Origin of the sequence: Bradyrhizobium sp. WSM1417 (genome assembly GCF_000515415.1) — a bacterium.
Classification (GTDB): Bacteria; Pseudomonadota; Alphaproteobacteria; order Rhizobiales; family Xanthobacteraceae; genus Bradyrhizobium.
Genome location: NZ_KI911783.1, coordinates 6152125 through 6169490, shown reverse-complemented (window position 1 = coordinate 6169490; position 17366 = coordinate 6152125). Strand labels below are relative to the sequence as shown.

Below are 17366 nucleotides of genomic sequence, written 5' to 3'. Positions count from 1 at the left end.
TTGTGCACACGGCAACGGCGGCGACTCTATCCCCTATTCCCCCGGTGGGCAGATTTTGCTACGAGGCCTTACCCAATCCTTCTGCCCACTGCGTCCCACTTTATGAAGAATGACGAAATCCTGAGCCAAATCACCGAGTTCTGCCGTAAGGCGGACATGGCGGAGTCGACGTTCGGCCGGCGCGCGGTGAACGATGGGAAGCTCGTGCACCGCCTGCGCGAGGGCAAGCGCATCACGATCGATACCCTGGACCGGATCCAGGCCTACATGGCCGCATCGATGGCCGGCGGCGTGCCGCCGCCGCGGGGGCTTCAGGTGCCCCCGGAAAAGCGCGATCCGCGCGGCAATTTCCGCTTTTTCGAGAACCGCCAGAAATACCTGCTGTTCGTCCACACTTGCAGTGAGAAGCGGGTCGTCGCCGAGCGCGTGGCGCTGGAGCTCGCCAGCATCCATCCCCGGCCCCCGGCGTTGCGCGTGTTCGATGCCGGCGTTGGCGACGGCACGGTGCTGGCGCGCGTGCTGCGCGCGATGCATCAGCGCTTTCCGCACATGCCGTTCTACGTCGCCGGCAAGGAGCTCAGTCTCGAGGACCTCCGCCTGACGCTGGACAAGGTGCCGGATCGCATTTTCGAGCATCCGGCCTCGGTGTTCGTTTTTACCAACATGCTTTACGCGGAGGCGCCCTGGCTCACGCCGGCATCGCCCGCGGCGGCAGCCGCGACAGTCTGGCATGAGGTCCCCCTGCGGGGGGCTTCCTCGGGCGAGTTCGAGACGCAAATCGCGGAGTTGAAGCCGTTTTTGGAGCAAAACTGGCGCGCGGCGGTCAGCCCGCGCACGGGGATGCCGCTCTATGAACGGCCTGTCGTGCTGGTGCTCTACCGTGAAGACCAGCGATTTCTGCTCGATTCGACCATTCCACGGCCGGGTCAGGCCGAGGCCAATTTCGACCTCGTCATTGCATCCCAGCCATACCGCGCGCTGTCCTCGGTCAATTTCCGGGCAAAACGGATCATTGCGCCCCTGGCGCGGGCCTTGCGGGCAGGCGGCCGCCTGATCGGAATTCACTCCCACGGCCAGGATCCGGGCATGGAGATGATCCAGGCGATCTGGCCCGGAGAAAATCCTTTCTCGGTGAGCCGTCATGAGCTATTGCGCGCGGTGAAGTACGAGCTCGGCTCGGTGGGCCGCGACCTAAATTTTAATGCTTACGCAGATAACCGCTCGATCTTCAGGTATGATATGGAAGCGCTGCCCAACGAGGTGACGGGCACTATCGGAACCTCGACGGCCTTTGCAGCCTGGAATGCGGCGGTGTATGTGGCTCAGATTGAGGACGACCGGTTGACGGAAATGACTCAAAACGGCCGCACTCTGGATGCCGCCAGGGACGTGCTGCGAAAGTACAATGGGCTCTGGTTTCTCGACGAATCCTACGTCATCTCGCGCCGGCGTGATTGACATCATTCAAAGCTAAACATCGCAAACGCCCGCCAGCTAGCGGCGGAACAAGGGGTTACTGATGCGCGCGTCCTATCTCTTCACCAGCGAGTCCGTGTCCGAAGGCCATCCGGACAAGGTGTGCGACCGGATCTCAGACGAGATCGTCGATCTGTTCTACCGCGAAGGACCGAAAGCAGGCATCGATCCCTGGCAAATCCGCGCCGCCTGCGAAACACTCGCGACCACCAACAAGGTCGTGATCGCCGGTGAGACCCGCGGTCCCGCATCCGTCACCAACGAGCAGATCGAAGGTGTCGTGCGCGCCGCGATCAAGGACATCGGTTACGAGCAGGAAGGTTTCCACTGGCAGAAGGCCGACATCGAGATCCTGCTGCATCCGCAGTCGGCCGACATCGCCCAGGGCGTCGATGCGCTGCAGCCGGGCGAGGTCAAGGAAGAGGGCGCGGGCGACCAGGGCATCATGTTCGGCTACGCCACCAACGAGACGCCCGATCTGATGCCGGCGCCGATCTTCTACGCCCACAAGATCCTGCGCCTCATCTCCGAAGCGCGCCACTCCGGCCGCGAGAAAGTGTTGGGCCCGGACTCCAAGAGCCAGGTCACCGTGCAGTACGAGAACGGCAAGCCGGTCGGCGTGCGCGAGATCGTGGTGTCGCACCAGCATCTGGTCGAGGACATCTCGTCCAAGCAGATACGCGACATCGTCGAGCCCTATGTGCGCGAGGCGCTGCCGAAGGAATGGATTACGGCGAAGACGATCTGGCACATCAACCCGACCGGCAAGTTCTACATCGGCGGTCCTGATGGTGACACCGGCCTGACCGGCCGCAAGATCATCGTGGACACCTATGGTGGCGCGGCCCCGCACGGTGGCGGCGCGTTCTCCGGCAAGGATCCGACCAAGGTCGACCGCTCCGCGGCTTACGCCGCCCGCTACGTCGCCAAGAACATCGTCGCGGCCGGTCTTGCCGACCGATGCACGCTGCAGCTCGCCTACGCCATCGGCGTGGCGCGTCCGCTGTCGATCTACATCGACACCCACGGCACCGGCAAGGTGTCGGAGGCTGAGCTCGAGAAGGCCGCCGCCAAGGCGATGGATCTCACCCCGCGTGGCATCCGCAGCCATCTCGATCTCAACCGCCCGATCTACGCGCGCACCTCCGCCTACGGCCATTTCGGCCGTACCCCCGACAACGAGGGCGGCTTCTCCTGGGAGAAGACCGATCTCGTCGAAGCGCTCAAGCGCGCGGTCTGATCGCCGACGTCATTTCCGGGGCGCCGCGACAGTGGCGAACCCGGAATTCTTAATCCATCGCATCGAGATTCCGGGTTCGCCTCTCCAGGGCGACCCGGAACGACCAATTCAACAACAGGACGCCCGCAATGAATGCGAAGCCCGGCTTCACCGATTACATCGTCAAGGACATTTCGCTCGCCGATTTCGGCCGCAAGGAGCTCTCGCTCGCCGAGACCGAGATGCCCGGCCTGATGGCCACCCGCGAAGAGTATGGCCCGAAGCAGCCGCTGAAGGGCGCGCGCATCGCCGGCTCGCTGCACATGACGATCCAGACCGGCGTGCTGATCGAGACGCTGGCAGCGCTCGGCGCCGACATCCGCTGGGTCTCCTGCAACATCTATTCGACGCAGGACCACGCCGCGGCGGCGATCGCAGCCGCCGGCATTCCGGTGTTCGCCGTCAAGGGTGAGAGCCTTACCGAATACTGGGACTACACCGCCAAGCTGTTCGACTGGCACGGCGGCGGTCACCCGAACATGATCCTGGATGACGGCGGCGACGCCACCATGTACGTCCATCTCGGCCTGCGCGCCGAGAACGGCGACACCAAGTTCCTGGACAAGCCGGGTTCGGAAGAAGAGGAAGTCTTCTTCGCGCTTCTGAAGAAGCAGCTCAAGGAGAAGCCGAAGGGCTACTTCGCCGAGATCGCCAAGAGCATCAAGGGCGTTTCCGAAGAGACCACCACGGGCGTGCATCGTCTCTATGACATGCAGAAGGCCGGCACGCTGCTATGGCCGGCCATCAACGTCAACGACAGCGTCACCAAGTCGAAGTTCGACAACCTCTATGGCTGCCGTGAATCGCTGGTCGACGGCATTCGCCGCGGCACCGACGTGATGATGTCCGGCAAGGTCGCGATGGTTGCGGGCTTCGGCGACGTCGGCAAGGGTTCGGCCGCCTCGCTGCGCCAGGCCGGCTGTCGCGTCATGGTCTCCGAAGTCGATCCGATCTGCGCGCTGCAGGCGGCGATGGAAGGCTATGAAGTCGTGACGATGGAAGACGCTGCGCCCCGCGCGGACATCTTCGTCACCGCGACCGGCAACAAGGACATCATCACGATCGAGCACATGCGCGCGATGAAGGATCGCGCCATCGTCTGCAACATCGGTCACTTCGACAACGAGATCCAGATCGCGGGTCTGCGTAACCTGAAGTGGACCAACATCAAGCCGCAGGTCGACGAGATCGAATTCCCCGACAAGCACCGCATCATCATGCTGTCGGAGGGCCGCCTCGTGAACCTCGGCAATGCGATGGGCCATCCGTCCTTCGTGATGTCGGCCTCCTTCACCAACCAGACGCTGGCGCAGATCGAGCTTTTCGCCAACAACAAGGACGGCAAGTACAAGAAGGAAGTCTACGTGCTGCCGAAGTCGCTCGACGAAAAGGTGGCCCGGCTGCATCTCGCCAAGATTGGCGTCAAGCTCACCGAGCTGCGCAAGGATCAGGCCGACTACATCGGCGTCAAGCAGGAAGGTCCGTACAAGTCGGACCACTACCGCTACTGATCCGCTGATCGTATCTACTTTCGACGCAAAGCCCCGGAGCGATCCGGGGCTTTGTTGTCTCGAGCGCGACGCACGTGTTTCTTCGCGGTTGTCTCAGGCCGATTGCCAGTTGACGAGCAATGATCCCGGTCAGACAATCCTTGGCAGCGGAGGAAACAATGGCTCAAGACCATTTCGACGTGCTGATCGTCGGTGCCGGCCTGTCCGGCATCGGCGCGGGCTATCATCTTCAGACCAAATGCCCGGGCAAGACCTACGTCGTTCTTGAAGGCCGCGACTGCATCGGCGGCACCTGGGACCTCTTTCGCTATCCCGGCGTCCGCTCCGACAGCGACATGTTCACGCTCGGCTATTCCTTCAAGCCGTGGACCGATCCGAAGGCGATCGCCGACGGCGCGCAAATCCTCAACTACGTTCGCGACACCGCGGCCGAGAACGGCATCGAGAAGCACATCCGCTTCCACCATCGTGTCAAACGTGCGGCGTGGTCGACGAGTGAGGCGCGCTGGACCGTCGAGGCCGAGCGCATCACCGGCGAGGGCGCGGCCGAACTCGTGCGCTTCACCTGCAATTTCCTGTTCATGTGCTCGGGCTATTACAAATACGAGGCCGGATATACGCCGGAGTTTCCGGGCGTCGCGGATTTCGCCGGCCGCATCGTGCATCCGCAGAAATGGACCGACGACATCGACTGCGCCGGCAAGCGCGTCGTCGTGATCGGCTCGGGCGCGACCGCGGTGACGCTGGTGCCGGAGCTGGCCAAGACGGCCGCGCAGGTCACCATGCTGCAGCGCTCGCCGACCTATGTGGTGTCGCGCCCGGCGCAGGATCCCGTCGCCAACAAATTGCGGCGCAATCTGCCGACGCGCCTTGCCTATCACCTGATCCGCTGGCGCAACGTGATGTGGGGGATGTTCTTCTTCCAGCTCAGTCGACGCCGCCCTGCGAAGGTGAAGGAGCTGGTTCTCAAGGGCGTGCAGATGGCGCTCGGCCCCGACTACGACGTCGCGACCCATTTCACGCCGCGCTACAATCCCTGGGATCAGCGGCTCTGCCTCGTGCCGGATGGCGATCTGTTCAAAGCGATCCGCGAGCAGCGCGCCTCCGTGGTCACCAAAGAGATCGACACCTTTACGCACGATGGTATCCGCCTGAAGGACGGCAGCGAGCTTGCGGCGGACATCGTCGTGACCGCGACGGGGCTGGTGCTCCAGGTGGTCGGCGGGTTGGAGGTTAGCGTCGACGGCCGCGCCGTCGATTTCGCGAGCACGCTGACCTACAAGGGCATGATGTATGCCGACGTGCCCAACATGGCTTCCGCGTTTGGCTACACAAACGCGTCATGGACGCTGAAATGCGACCTCACCTGCGAGTATGTCTGTCGACTGATCAACTACATGGACCGGCACAATTTCCGGCAGTGCATGCCGCATAATGACGATCCCACGATTACCGCGCAGCCATCGCTCGATTTCACCTCGGGCTATGTGCAGCGCTCCGTCGCGAAGATGCCGAAGCAAGGTTCGAAGCAGCCGTGGCGGCTCTACCAGAACTACGCGCTCGACATCGTCTCCTTGCGGTTCGGCCGGATCGACGACGGCGTGATGCAATATTCCTGATCGCAACGACCTCGGCGTTCTATGCTTTGCGCGTGGCAAGCGGCAGCGCAAAGATCAATCGCGAGTGCGAGCACGACGACGCCTGTGAAGAAGTGCCCGATGTCGAACCCGACCGCTGATGCGGTCGGGTTGGACTTGTTGCTTGGCATCTGCGTCTCATGCCGTCCTCGCGTGCGCGAAGGCGCTGGTGCGTTCAGTGGCCGGCGCTCTGGCCGCCGTCGACATGCAGGATTTCGCCGGTGACGAAGGAGGCGCCCTCGAGATAGAGCACTGCGTCGACGACGTCGGACATCTCGCCCATATGGCCGACAGGATGCAGCGCATCGAGCTGGGCGTGCGTCGCGACGGGATGCATCGGCGACTTGATGATGCCGGGCGACACCGCGTTCACGCGGATACCGCGCTTGGCATATTCGATCGCGAGCGATCTGGTGGCGGCGCTCAACCCGCCCTTGCTCAGCGAGGCCAGCACCGAGGGCACGTTCGAATTGGCCTGGTCGACCAGCGTGGTCGTGATCTGGACAACGTGGCCGGACCCCTGCTTCTCCATCTCGGCGATGGCGAGCTGCGTGACGTGGAAGAAGCCCGCGACGTTGGTACCCATCACCGCCGCATAGTCCTCCGCCGTGTACTGCGTGAACGGCTTTGCGACGAAAATGCCGGCGTTGTTGACCAGCGTGTCGACGCGGCCGAAGCGGGTGACGGCTTGCGAGACCACGTGCTCGGCGGTGTTCCGGTCGGCGATGTCGCCGGCAATGGCGAGGACATCGTCATCGCCCGACGGCTTGATGGAGCGCGCTGTCGCGACGACGCGATAGTTGCGATCGCGAAAACCCTGGACTAAGGCAGCGCCGATGCCCTGCGAAGCACCGGTGATGATGGCAACCTTCTGTTCGATACCCATGATGGGCTCCTGTTGCTGGCTTTCAGAACCTGCGCCAGCGGGGGCTGGCTTGGCGGATGAGGTACGACGCGGCAGCCCGGCTGCGAATACGCGCTGTCCGGCAGACACTCTTTCGCGGCGCGAACGAATGCCGGACCGGCGCTCGGCGGTGGTTGTCGCAGCGGGAGCGAACGCCTAGCTTGCATTCGGAGCTCGATGGGCTGGCGGGAAACGCATGGATCGTCTGGATGCGATGAAGGTCTTTGTCCTTGCGGTCGACGAGGGCAGCCTTGCGGCTGCGGGCCGCAAGCTTGGCCGTTCGCCGGCGGCGGTCAGCCGCGCCATTGCTTTCCTGGAGCAGCGGGTCGGTGCCGAGCTGCTGCACCGGACCACACGTTCCATCAAGCTGAGCGAGGAGGGCGAGCGCTATGTCGCGGTCTGCAGGCGCGTGCTCACCGAGTTGGAGGAGGCCGACGACATCGCGGCCGGACCGCGCACGGCGCCCCGCGGCTTGCTCACGATCACTGCCCCGGTGGTGTCGGGTGAGATGGTGCTGCGGCCGATCCTCGATGCGTTTCTCGATGCCTATCCGACCGTGTCGGCAAAACTCCTGCTGTTCGATCGCGCGGTGAATCTGATCGAGGAGGGGGTCGACGTCGCGCTCCGCATCGGCCATCTCGCGGATTCGGCAATGGTCGCGATGCGGGTCGGCGAGATCAGCCGCGTCGTGGTGGCATCACCACGCTATCTGAAGCAGCACCCGCGCATCACCGAGCCGGGCGACCTCGCCAAGCACCAGATCGTCGCGATGGGCCACCTTCCCAATTCCTGGACCTTTGCGCCGCAAGCCGGCTCGTCGGCTGCCCGCACGGTGCAGTTCACGCCGCGGCTCGTCGTCAACAGCACCTATGCGGCGGTGGCCTCGGCCGTCGCCGGCCGCGGTGTGGCGCGCATGTATTCGTACCAGGTGGGTGAGCAGGTCGCGCGCGGCGAGCTCGAGATCGTCCTGGCCGGCGACGAGGATCCCGAGATGCCCGCGCATTTGATCTGTCCGCAGGGCCGGCTCTCGGTCCCGAAGGTCCGGACCTTCACGGACTTTGCGGTGCCGCGCCTGAAGAAGCAGTTTGCTCAGCTCAAGAAGGGCATCAGTTCCCGGTGAGCCGCTGCGCGCACGGGCAATGCGTTGTTTCGCGTATACGGCGGGTCGGGTGAATCGGCCATGCTGCCCGAACGGTTAACGGCGGATTAACCGCGGAGTCCTAGCCTGTCTCGGCCGGGGTTACTTGCAAGGCCGAGGTGAGCCCAATGGAAGCCCAGAGAATCGCGGTCGACGCCGTCGTCGCGCTGACCGATTGCGACCGCGACGCCGTCATCGCGTTCATCCGCCGCCTGTATCTCGCCGGCGTCACCGACCCCAAGCGCCTGACCTTCAAGGGTCTCCAGGCGCTGTCCCGGGGGTGACCAGGGCCCCGTACAATCTATTACTGGATGGTCGGATCGCTGATCCGGATTGACGTGACACGGTCCGCCTGCACTTCGAATGAGAAGGGCCATGGGTGATAGGTCCAGAGCTCGGTCTTCTCCAGCCCGCTCGGCCCGACATGGAAGAGGCCGCCGAATTGCGCCATCAGCTTCTCGGTGCTGTCGCCGAGATTGATGTGGTTGAAGCTGTAGCCGAGGGCGGGTGCCGGCCCGCTGACCTGAAGCGCGATCACGCGGTCGTGCTGTCGGCGCTGCGATGACCGCGTTTAGTGATGGTGCTTGTGTGCTTCGGAGCCATCAGGGCGTTGGTAACCGCGCAGCTCCGCGTATCGCTGCATCTGGCTCCGGTCGAGCAAGGCAGTTGTCGACAGATGATATTTGAGGTGGCTTTCGCGGAGCAGTGCCTGGGTTTCCGAAATGGCAACGAGGGCCGCCTTGAGTGACTCCGATGTCACGACGCGGGCGGAGAAGAGGCGGTCCAACTCCGTTTCCTGCTCGACCAGCTTGTTACCCAGCGGGACCGCCTCTTGCTTCATGGCATCGAAGAGGCGCTGAACCTGGATGCGCTGATCCGCGGTCAAATCGAGCCGATCACCGAGTTCAAGAACATGGCTCGGGCCGGGATATCCATTGAGTTCGGCGGCAAGCGCCAGGCCCATGCCACGTCCGGCTCGAAGATCGTCGATCTGATGCTGCGACAGCGCCTTGATGGGGCGATGCTCAAGGCCGGCATAGGGCTGACTGGACTGCGCGCTGGCAACGTTGCACGAGACGATAAGCGTGGCCGCAAGCAGGAGAAGGCGTCTCATGAGTCTGGCTCCATGAAATCGGCCCGGTTCATCGATCGATCTCCACCGGTGCTCTCCACACATCTTGCTGGACGGTTCGCCTCATGGCAACAAAGATTGCCGCGATTGAGTTGCCGAACATGGAGCAGGCAATGGCCTCCTTGCCGACCGCGAATGCCGAGATCACGCAGTTCTTTCGCCAATGGCTGGAGACCTTTGCAGGTTATGTCCGCGAGGTCGACTACGCTTCGGCGCGGCCGCTGTTCCATCCGGATGTGCTGGCCTTCGGCACGCACAACGACGTCATTCCCGGCCTCGAGCAATGGGTCACCACGCAATGGGACAACGTCTGGCCCAAGACGGGCGACTTCCGTTTCGTTATCGAGCAGGCCTCGATTCTGGCATCGTCCGATGGCACGATGGCGACCGTGATCGTGCCTTGGACGAGCACAGGTTATCATCCCGACGGCAGCGCGTTTCCGCGCCCCGGCCGGGCCACGATGGTGTTTTCAAGACATGGCGATGGTTGGCTGTGCGTGCATTCCCACATGTCGCTCAATCGCGGTGTGCCGCAGGCAAGCCACGCCGATCGGCCGGTGAAGGCCTGGTAGTGCGCCTCGCCGGGCATATCGGCCGACTAAAGTTTTAGCCTCTCATTCCAAGTCGGTTGGAACTCTTGGAACCCAGCGTCGTTTTTCGGCAACAAATAACAGGTGAAAACACGCAAGCGGGGGCCAATCTGAGGATGCGCTCCCATGGCAACACTTGATCTCGACGCCACCCGACTTTCTGCCCCCGAGCATCAGCGCCAGCTTCGCCGCGCCGTGATCGCCTCCACAATCGGGACCGCGATCGAGTGGTATGACTTCTTTCTTTACAGCACCGTCACGGGTCTGGTTTTCGCAAAACTGTTCTTTCCTCACTCCGATCCCTGGGTCGGCACGCTGGAGGCGTTTGCGATCTACGCGGTCGGATTCGCCGCGCGGCCCGTCGGCGCGGCAATCTTTGGCCATTATGGCGACCGCATCGGACGTAAATCCACGCTGATCGCGACGCTGCTCTTGATGGGACTGGCGACCGCTGCGGTGGCGGTCGTGCCGACCTATGCCAGCATCGGTATTTGGGGCGCCGTCATCCTGACCGTGCTGCGGTTCATTCAGGGCGTCGGAGTCGGTGGTGAATGGGGCGGTTCGGTCCTGATGTCGATGGAATGGGCGCGCAACGACCGATCCCGTGGATTGATCGCATCATGGCCGCAGTTCGGTGTGCCCTGCGGGCTTTTCCTGGCCAATCTTGCCGTGCTGGTGTTCAGCCAGATGGCGGGTGATCAGTTCCTGGCATGGGGCTGGCGTATTCCCTTCGCGCTCAGCATCATCCTGGTCGGCGTGGGCCTCTATATCAGGCTCGGCATTCTCGAAACCCCGGTGTTCTCCAAGCTCGTGGCCGAGCGCCAGGTTGATCGCACGCCGATGCTCACGGTGATCCGGGAATACCCGAAGGAGATTCTACTGTCTGCGTTCGCGCGCATGTCGGAGCAGGCGCCGTTCTACATCTTCACGGCGTTCGTATTCTCCTATGGCATCGGTACCCTGCACGTATCGCGCGACTTCCTGCTGACCGCGGTGCTCTCGGCCTCGGTGCTGTCGTTCGTGTCGATCCCGCTGTGCGGACATATCTCCGATCAGATCGGCCGCAAGAACATGTACATGCTCGGCGCTGCCGTGACGGGCATCTTCGGCTTCGTCTATTTCGCCATGCTCAATACGGGCTCGCTGACCATCATCTTCCTCGCGATCATCCTGTCGCTGATTCCGCACGACATGCAGTATGGACCGCAAGCCGCCTTGATCGCCGAGAGCTTCACCGGACGCCTGCGCTACAGCGGCTCCTCGCTAGGCTATCAGCTCGCATCCGTGATCGCCGGCGGCCCCGCACCGCTGATCGCTACGTGGCTGTACGGCACGTTCCACTCGGCGACCGCGATCGCCGTCTACATCGCGATTTGCGCGGTCGTGACGCTGGTCGCGACCGCGATGATGACCGATTACACCGGAAAGGACATCAACGCGGCGGGGGCGTACGAGCGACGAACTTGAATCCGCAAAAAAGCCCCGGACGCGACGCCCGGGGCTTTGCTTTCCCGTAATCTCGAGCTCAGCCTTATTCCGGTTGACCGATGCTCACCTTCAGCGTGCCGACGCCGTCGACGCCGCATTCGAGCTTGTCGCCGGGCTGGAGCTGCGACACGCCGGCCGGCGTGCCCGTCATGATGATGTCGCCGGCGGCGAGCTTCACCTGCTGCGAGAGCTGCCAGATGATCTCGGGCACGTTCCAGATCAGCTCGGTGAGGTCGCCCTTCTGCGCTTCCTTGCCGTTGACCGTGAGCCAGATCTTGCCCTTGGCGGGATGGCCGATCTTCGATGCAGGCTGCACCGCGGAGCAGGGCGCCGAATGGTCGAACGACTTGCCGACCTCCCACGGACGCTCCTTCTTGCGCGAGGCGATCTGGAGGTCGCGGCGGGTCAGGTCGATGCCGACGGCATAGCCGTAGACATGGTCGAGCGCCTTCTCGGCGGGAATGTTGAGGCCGCCGCTCTTCATTGCGACGATCAGTTCAACCTCGTGATGGAGATCCTTGGTCAGCGGCGGATAGGGAATGGTGGCGCCATCGGGCACCAGCATGTCGGCGTGCTTGGCGAAGAAGAACGGCGGGGCGCGCTCGTCATTGCCCATCTCGCGGATGTGCTCGAGATAGTTGCGGCCGACGCACCAGATGCGGCGTACGGGATAACGGCCGCTTTCCCCGACGACGGGAAGCGAAGCCTGGGGCGGAAGCGGGATGACGTAGGAGGCGGCGTTCATGGTGCGATCTCGCTGCTCTTGAGGTGAAAGGAACTCTATGCGGTTGCGCTGATCGGCGCCAGAGCGCCGGCGTCGTGATGCTGCAGGCGGAAGAACGAGGCGTAGCGGCCGCCGCGGCGGAGCAGCTCGTCGTGCCGGCCCTGCTCGACGATCTCGCCGCCCTCGACCACCAGGATCGCATCGGCGTGCATGATGGTGTGCAGGCGATGCGCGATCACGATCGTGGTGCGGTTCTGGCAGAGATGCTCGATCGCTTCCTGCACCTGCCGCTCGGACTCGGAATCGAGCGCGGCGGTGGCTTCGTCAAGCAGGATGATCGGCGCGTTCTTGATCAGCGCGCGCGCGACAGCGATGCGCTGGCGCTGGCCGCCGGACAGCTGCGTGCCGTGCTCGCCAACGGGCGTGTCGTAGCCGAGCGGGAAGCCCATGATGAAATCATGCGCGCAGGCAGCTTTCGCAGCATCGATGATTTGTTCTTCGGTCGCGCCCGCGCGGCCGAAGGCGATGTTGTTGCGGATGGTGTCGCGGAACAGGTAGACGTCCTGGCCCACATAGGCGGTCTGGGCCCGCAGCGATTTTCGCGAGACCGCGCCGATCGACTGGCCATCGATCACGATGTCGCCTTGCGTCACCTCGTAGAAGCGCAGCAGCAACCCCAGCACGGTCGATTTGCCGCCGCCGGAGGGGCCGACCAGCGCGGTGACCTTGCCGGGCTCGGCAACAAAGCTCATGCGGTTGAGGACGGTCTCACCGTTGCGATAGGAAAAGCTGACGTCGCGCAGCTCGATGCGTGCGTTCGAGAGTTTCAGCGCCGGCTTGTCGTCGTCGGAATGCTCGCTCGCGGGGCTGTCGACGACTTCGAGCAGCATGCGGGCGCCGACGAGCTGGCTGTTAAGGTCGATGTTGAGCCGCGCCAGCCGCTTTGCCGGCTCGGTCGCCATCAGGAAGGCGGTCATGAAGGAAAAGAATGCTCCGGGCGTGGCGTTGAGCGCGACCACGCTATAGCCGCCATAAAGCAAACAGCCGGCGACCGCGAAGCCGCCGAGCATCTCCATCAACGGGTTGGAGCGGTTGGCCACGCGGGCCATCTTGTTGGCGTTGCGCTCGACGATCGCGATGTTCTCGTCGATGCGGGTCTGCATGGTGTCTTCGAGCGTGAACGCTTTCACCGTGCGGATGCCCTGCAGCGATTCCTGCATCGTCTCCAGGATGTCGGCGGTGCCGGTGAACTGGTTGTAGGCGAGGCCCTTGATGCGCTTGACCAGTTTGCGCAGCACCAGCATCGCCGGCGGCACGGCGACGAGGCCGATGAACGACATCACCGGATCCTGCCACACCATCACGCCGATCATGGCGAGCAACATCATGAGGTCGCGCCCGACCGCATTGACCAGCATGTTGAGGACATCGGTGATGGACTTTGCGCCGGCGGTCAGCCGCGCCAGAAATTCCGACGAATGCCGCTCGGAAAAGAATCCGACGCTCTCGCGCATCAGTTTGGCGAACAGCTGGCGCTGGTTGGTGGCGAGGATGGCGTTGGAGATCTTGGTCAGGATCACCATGTGGCCGTAGGTCGCCACGCCCTTGATGAAGAGCAGGATCACCGTGATGCCCGAGAACATCGCGATGCCCGGGATGTTCTTGTCGACATAGGCCTGGTTGATGACCTGGCCGAGCACGTAGGTCGCGCCCGCGGTCGATCCGGCGGCAAGCGCCATCAGCGCGAAGGCGACGAGATAGCGCCGCCAGTAGAGGATCCCCTGTTCCGTGACCAGGCGGCGAATCAGCACCGCTGCCGCATAGGGATCGTCGGTGATTTTCTTTGGAAACTGAGCCATCCGCAGTCCATTGACGGCGCAAGGAAAGCCTGCCCGCACGTCAGGGATCGAACTGCCTCTGTGCCCGCTAAGCCAGCGCTTTTCAAGCCCAATTAAGGGCTTGCGCTGGAATGGAATCTAGGCCGAGGCGGCGTGGCGGAGCTCGCCGTGACGCTCGCGGAACAGCTTGTCCTCCCAGGCCAGCGCATGGGCTGCGATGGTCTCGAGGTCGTCGTATTGCGGCTTCCAGTCGAGCAGGCCGCGGATGCGGCTGGTGTCGGCGACCATGGTCATGATGTCGCCGGGCCGGCGCGGGGCGTATTGCACGGCGAAGCTGCGACCCGAGACACGGCGCACGGCGTCGATGGTCTCCAGCACCGAGTAGCCGCGGCCATAGCCGCAATTGAGCGTCGTCGAGGCGCCGCCGTTGCGCAAATAGGCGAGCGCCGAGCGATGCGCTTGCGACAGGTCCGTGACATGGATGAAGTCGCGGATGCAGCTGCCGTCCTGGGTCGGATAGTCGGTGCCGAACACGTCGATCTTGGCGCGCTGGCCGGTCGCGGCTTCCACCGCGATCTTGAGCAGATGCGTGGCGCCGACGGTGGCGAGGCCGATGCGGGCCTGCGGATCGGCACCCGCAACGTTGAAATAGCGCAGGGCCACGTATTGCATGCCGTAGGCGGCGGCGACGTCGTGCAGCATGATCTCGGTCATCAGCTTCGACGAACCGTAGGGCGACAGCGGCCGTGTCGGCGCATGCTCGGGCACCGGCACCTGGTCCGGATCGCCGTAGACCGCCGCGGTCGAGGAGAAGATGAAGCGGTCGATGCCGCGCTTGACCGCGACATTGAGCAGGTTGCGCGCGGTCGTGAAATTGTTGCGGTAATAGCCGAGCGGATCGCGCATCGAATCCGGCACGACCACCGACCCCGCGAAATGGATGATGCTCTCGATGTTGTGCTGGGCGATCACGCCTTCGAGCAGGTTCTCGTCGCCGGCATCGCCAATGAACAGCGGCACGCCTTCGGGCAGATAGGCCGAGAAACCGGTGGAGAGATCGTCGATCACGACGACGTCCTCGCCGGCTTCCGCCAGCGCCAGAACCGTGTGGCTTCCGATATAGCCGGCACCGCCGGTGACAAGCACAGTCATGATCTCACCCGTCTTCGATCAACGCTCCACGCTAACGTTTACGTGGTGAAGAGTGGGTATCGGCGCGGCTGAACTGGTCACTATGCTTAATGTTGCGTATAGGGACTTTCGAAACGGAGCGTGGCGTGGCGAATTCCCCAAGCGATCTCGAAGTGATCGTGCCAAATCTGCACAGGCGCTATTCCGGGGTCACCGCGACCAACCGGATGGTGGCGCCGCGGCTGGCAAAGCTCTATCGCGCCGCGTGGTTCGGCTCCGACGCGCCGGAGGGGATCGCGCGCCTGGGCGGTGCCGATCTCCTGAGATTGTGGCGCCGCAAGGCGCCGGTGATCTGGCACGCGCGCCGCAACAACGAGATGATCGCGGGCGTGCTGTTGCGCGCGCTCGGTTGGCCGCTCAAGCTCGTCTTCACTTCGGCGGCGCAACGCCATCATAGCTGGATCACGCGCTGGCTGATCCGGCGCATGGACGCGATCATCGCGACATCGGATCTTTCGGCCTCGTTCCTGAAAGTGAAGGCGACGGTGATCCCGCACGGCGTCGACACCGAAATCTATGCGCCGCCGGCGGATCGCGCTGCGGCCTTCGCGGAAGCCGCGCTGCCGGGCCGCTACGCGATCGGCTGCTTCGGCCGGGTGCGCGCGCAGAAGGGCACCGATGTGTTCGTCGATGCGATGTGCCGTTTGCTGCCGCGCTATCCGGATTTCACCGCTGTCATCGTCGGCCAGGTCACGGCCGAGCAAACCGCTTTTGCCAACGACCTGAAGAAGCGCATCGAGGCCGCCGGCCTGCAATCGCGCATCGTCATCACTGGCGAACTGCCGATCGAAGACGTGCAACGTTGGTATCAGCGGCTGACCGTCTACGCCTTCACCTCGCGCAACGAAGGTTTCGGCCTGACGCTGATCGAGGCGATGGCGGCGGGCAGCGCGCTGGTCGCCGCGCGCGCCGGTGCGGCCGAACTGGTGGTCGAGGATGGCGTGACCGGCGTCCTGATCCCAACCGGTGATGCCAATGCGCTGGCTGCGGCGGTCGAACCGCTGATGCGTGACGTGGCCACGGCAACTGCGATGGGCGAGCGCGGGCGGGCACGGGTGCTCGAACGATTCAGCCTCGATGCCGAGGCCGCGCGGATCGGTGAGGTCTATCGGCCGCTGCTTTGAGCCACTGCCGTAGCGGCATCAAAAACAAAAACCGCGAAAACAACCCCATGCACAGTAGCCGGTGGCAACGAAATCAATGGCTTGGCGGTTGGGGTTGATGAGCTTCTGATTTTACGAAACCAGTTTGACTCGTCGGGCAAAACACCGGCATGATGTCATCATCGGTGCAGCCTCGACGCCTTCAGGTCCCAGCCTGCATCCCCACCTCACCCAGCACCCGCTGCGCAATCTCCACCACCTCGCTCGCCGCGATATCTCGCATGCAGCGGTGGTCGTTCATCTTGCAGATCGTGCTCTGGCAGGGTTGGCAGGACAGCACGCTCTTGTCCTGGACCACGGTTGCGGCGAGGCCGTTGAGGGGGGCCCAGAGGTAGGGGCTGGTCGGGCCGAAAATGCCCATGGTCGGCGTGCCCAGGGCGGCTGCGATGTGCATCAGGCCGGAATCGTTGGAGATCGCGACGCCGGCTGCAGCCATGGCCAGCACGCCGTTGCGCAGATCATTGCCGGTGAGGTCCCGCACCCCAGGGCCGCCGGCGGTCCCGGCGCCGCCGGCCGCAACGATCTCCTGGGCCAGGCCCTTTTCCCCGGGGCCGCCGACAACCCAGACCTCGAGGCCGCGCTCGGCGAGCAGGCGGGCGGCCTCGGGATAGTAGGTCCAGCGCTTTGAGACGCCGACCGAGCCGGGGGCGAGTGCTACGGCAGCGCCGGCGCTGAGGCCGTTGGCCTGCCGCCAGCGGACGATGTCCTCGGCCGGGACCCGCAATTGTGGCACCGGCCATTCCGGCGGCAGCAGGGCGCCATCGGGCTGGGCGAGGGCGGCGTTCTTGTCGATGAAGCGGGGCAGCTTCTTTTCGCCCCAGCGCCAGCGGTTGAGCAGGCCGAATCGGAACTCGCCGACGAAGCCGACCCTTTCCGGAATCCCGGCCAAAGCGGGCGCGATGGCAGCCTTCCAGGTCCGGGGCAGCACCAGGGCGGTGCCGTAGTTCCGCTCGCGCAGGAGCTTCGCCAGGCCGAGCTGGCGGCCCACGGCGAGCCGGCCGCGCGGCAGATCCCAGACGATCGCATCGCGCACGCCGGGCATGTAATCGACCAGGGGGGCGCACAGCGACGTGGTGAGCAGATCGACCGGCCGGTTCGGCCAGCGCTCGTTGAGGACCCGCACGACGGTGTGATTCCGGACGAAATCGCCGATCCACATGTAGGGGACGATCAGGATCGGGCGCGTGTCGCCCCGATCTGCCTCTCCACTAAGTTGCGAATCTTGGTTCATTCGTTAATAGGGCCGGGGTGCGCTGATGTGGCGGTTCGGTTAGCCGCTCCGGGCCGGCAGGTAA

General features: G+C 63.9%; 16 protein-coding genes. 9 read left to right on the top strand and 7 right to left on the bottom strand.

What is annotated here, in order from left to right; genetic code table 11:
* Positions 1-102: 102 nt before the first annotated feature.
* From BRA1417_RS0130370 to BRA1417_RS0130355, 4 genes are all read left to right on the top strand, one after another.
* Positions 103-1458 (top strand): hypothetical protein, encoded by a 1356-nt coding sequence (locus tag BRA1417_RS0130370; RefSeq protein ID WP_027519010.1) that lies wholly within the window; start codon positions 103-105, stop codon positions 1456-1458.
* 61 nt (positions 1459-1519) lie between these two features.
* The gene (gene metK, locus BRA1417_RS0130365) at positions 1520-2716 is read left to right on the top strand and encodes a methionine adenosyltransferase (RefSeq protein WP_027519009.1); all 1197 of its coding nucleotides are present in this window, start codon (positions 1520-1522) and stop codon (positions 2714-2716) included.
* A gap of 128 nt (positions 2717-2844) precedes the next feature.
* A complete protein-coding gene (gene ahcY / locus BRA1417_RS0130360) occupies positions 2845-4266 on the top strand; it encodes an adenosylhomocysteinase (RefSeq protein ID WP_007601979.1) in 1422 nt (473 codons plus the stop codon).
* A gap of 158 nt (positions 4267-4424) precedes the next feature.
* Positions 4425-5885 carry an NAD(P)/FAD-dependent oxidoreductase gene (locus BRA1417_RS0130355; protein WP_027519008.1) on the top strand — a complete coding sequence of 487 codons (1461 nt, stop codon included), beginning with the start codon at positions 4425-4427 and terminating at the stop codon, positions 5883-5885.
* Between the two features lie 193 nt (positions 5886-6078).
* Here BRA1417_RS0130355 and BRA1417_RS0130350 read toward each other — a convergent pair whose 3' ends face one another.
* Positions 6079-6789 carry an SDR family NAD(P)-dependent oxidoreductase gene (locus tag BRA1417_RS0130350; RefSeq protein WP_027519007.1) on the bottom strand — a complete coding sequence of 237 codons (711 nt, stop codon included), beginning with the start codon at positions 6787-6789 and terminating at the stop codon, positions 6079-6081.
* A 214-nt stretch (positions 6790-7003) separates the two neighbouring features.
* Here BRA1417_RS0130350 and BRA1417_RS0130345 point away from each other — a divergent pair, with 214 nt between their 5' ends.
* A complete protein-coding gene (locus BRA1417_RS0130345; protein WP_027519006.1) occupies positions 7004-7927 on the top strand; it encodes a LysR family transcriptional regulator in 924 nt (307 codons plus the stop codon).
* A 146-nt stretch (positions 7928-8073) separates the two neighbouring features.
* Positions 8074-8229: a hypothetical protein gene (locus BRA1417_RS45040; protein ID WP_198034869.1), complete on the top strand. Its 156-nt coding sequence runs from the start codon at positions 8074-8076 to the stop codon at positions 8227-8229.
* A gap of 20 nt (positions 8230-8249) precedes the next feature.
* Here BRA1417_RS45040 and BRA1417_RS0130335 read toward each other — a convergent pair whose 3' ends face one another.
* Both BRA1417_RS0130335 and BRA1417_RS41000 read right to left on the bottom strand, forming a co-directional pair.
* The gene (locus tag BRA1417_RS0130335) at positions 8250-8483 is read right to left on the bottom strand and encodes a hypothetical protein (RefSeq protein ID WP_027519005.1); all 234 of its coding nucleotides are present in this window, start codon (positions 8481-8483) and stop codon (positions 8250-8252) included.
* A gap of 33 nt (positions 8484-8516) precedes the next feature.
* Positions 8517-9059, bottom strand: coding sequence for a periplasmic heavy metal sensor (locus BRA1417_RS41000; RefSeq protein ID WP_035968890.1), 543 nt, complete (start codon positions 9057-9059; stop codon positions 8517-8519).
* A 131-nt stretch (positions 9060-9190) separates the two neighbouring features.
* Between BRA1417_RS41000 and BRA1417_RS0130325 the strand changes: the two genes are divergently transcribed.
* Together BRA1417_RS0130325 and BRA1417_RS0130320 are read left to right on the top strand one after the other, a co-directional pair.
* The gene (locus BRA1417_RS0130325; RefSeq protein ID WP_027519004.1) at positions 9191-9649 is read left to right on the top strand and encodes a nuclear transport factor 2 family protein; all 459 of its coding nucleotides are present in this window, start codon (positions 9191-9193) and stop codon (positions 9647-9649) included.
* Positions 9650-9793: 144 nt separating this feature from the next.
* A complete protein-coding gene (locus BRA1417_RS0130320) occupies positions 9794-11134 on the top strand; it encodes an MFS transporter (protein ID WP_027519003.1) in 1341 nt (446 codons plus the stop codon).
* A gap of 64 nt (positions 11135-11198) precedes the next feature.
* On the opposite strand, the gene BRA1417_RS0130315 is transcribed toward BRA1417_RS0130320, so the two are convergent.
* The 3 genes from BRA1417_RS0130315 to galE form a co-directional block, all read right to left on the bottom strand.
* The gene (locus BRA1417_RS0130315) at positions 11199-11900 is read right to left on the bottom strand and encodes a fumarylacetoacetate hydrolase family protein (protein ID WP_027519002.1); all 702 of its coding nucleotides are present in this window, start codon (positions 11898-11900) and stop codon (positions 11199-11201) included.
* Between the two features lie 35 nt (positions 11901-11935).
* Positions 11936-13738, bottom strand: coding sequence for an ABC transporter ATP-binding protein (locus BRA1417_RS0130310; protein WP_007612475.1), 1803 nt, complete (start codon positions 13736-13738; stop codon positions 11936-11938).
* Positions 13739-13855: 117 nt separating this feature from the next.
* Positions 13856-14869, bottom strand: coding sequence for a UDP-glucose 4-epimerase GalE (gene galE, locus BRA1417_RS0130305; protein ID WP_027519001.1), 1014 nt, complete (start codon positions 14867-14869; stop codon positions 13856-13858).
* A 125-nt stretch (positions 14870-14994) separates the two neighbouring features.
* Between galE and BRA1417_RS0130300 the strand changes: the two genes are divergently transcribed.
* Entirely contained in the window at positions 14995-16032 is a 1038-nt protein-coding gene (locus tag BRA1417_RS0130300; protein WP_027519000.1) for a glycosyltransferase family 4 protein, read from the top strand.
* Between the two features lie 181 nt (positions 16033-16213).
* Here the strand turns inward: BRA1417_RS0130300 and waaF are convergent, their stop codons facing one another.
* The gene (gene waaF / locus BRA1417_RS0130295; RefSeq protein WP_027518999.1) at positions 16214-17302 is read right to left on the bottom strand and encodes a lipopolysaccharide heptosyltransferase II; all 1089 of its coding nucleotides are present in this window, start codon (positions 17300-17302) and stop codon (positions 16214-16216) included.
* Positions 17303-17366 lie beyond the last annotated feature (64 nt).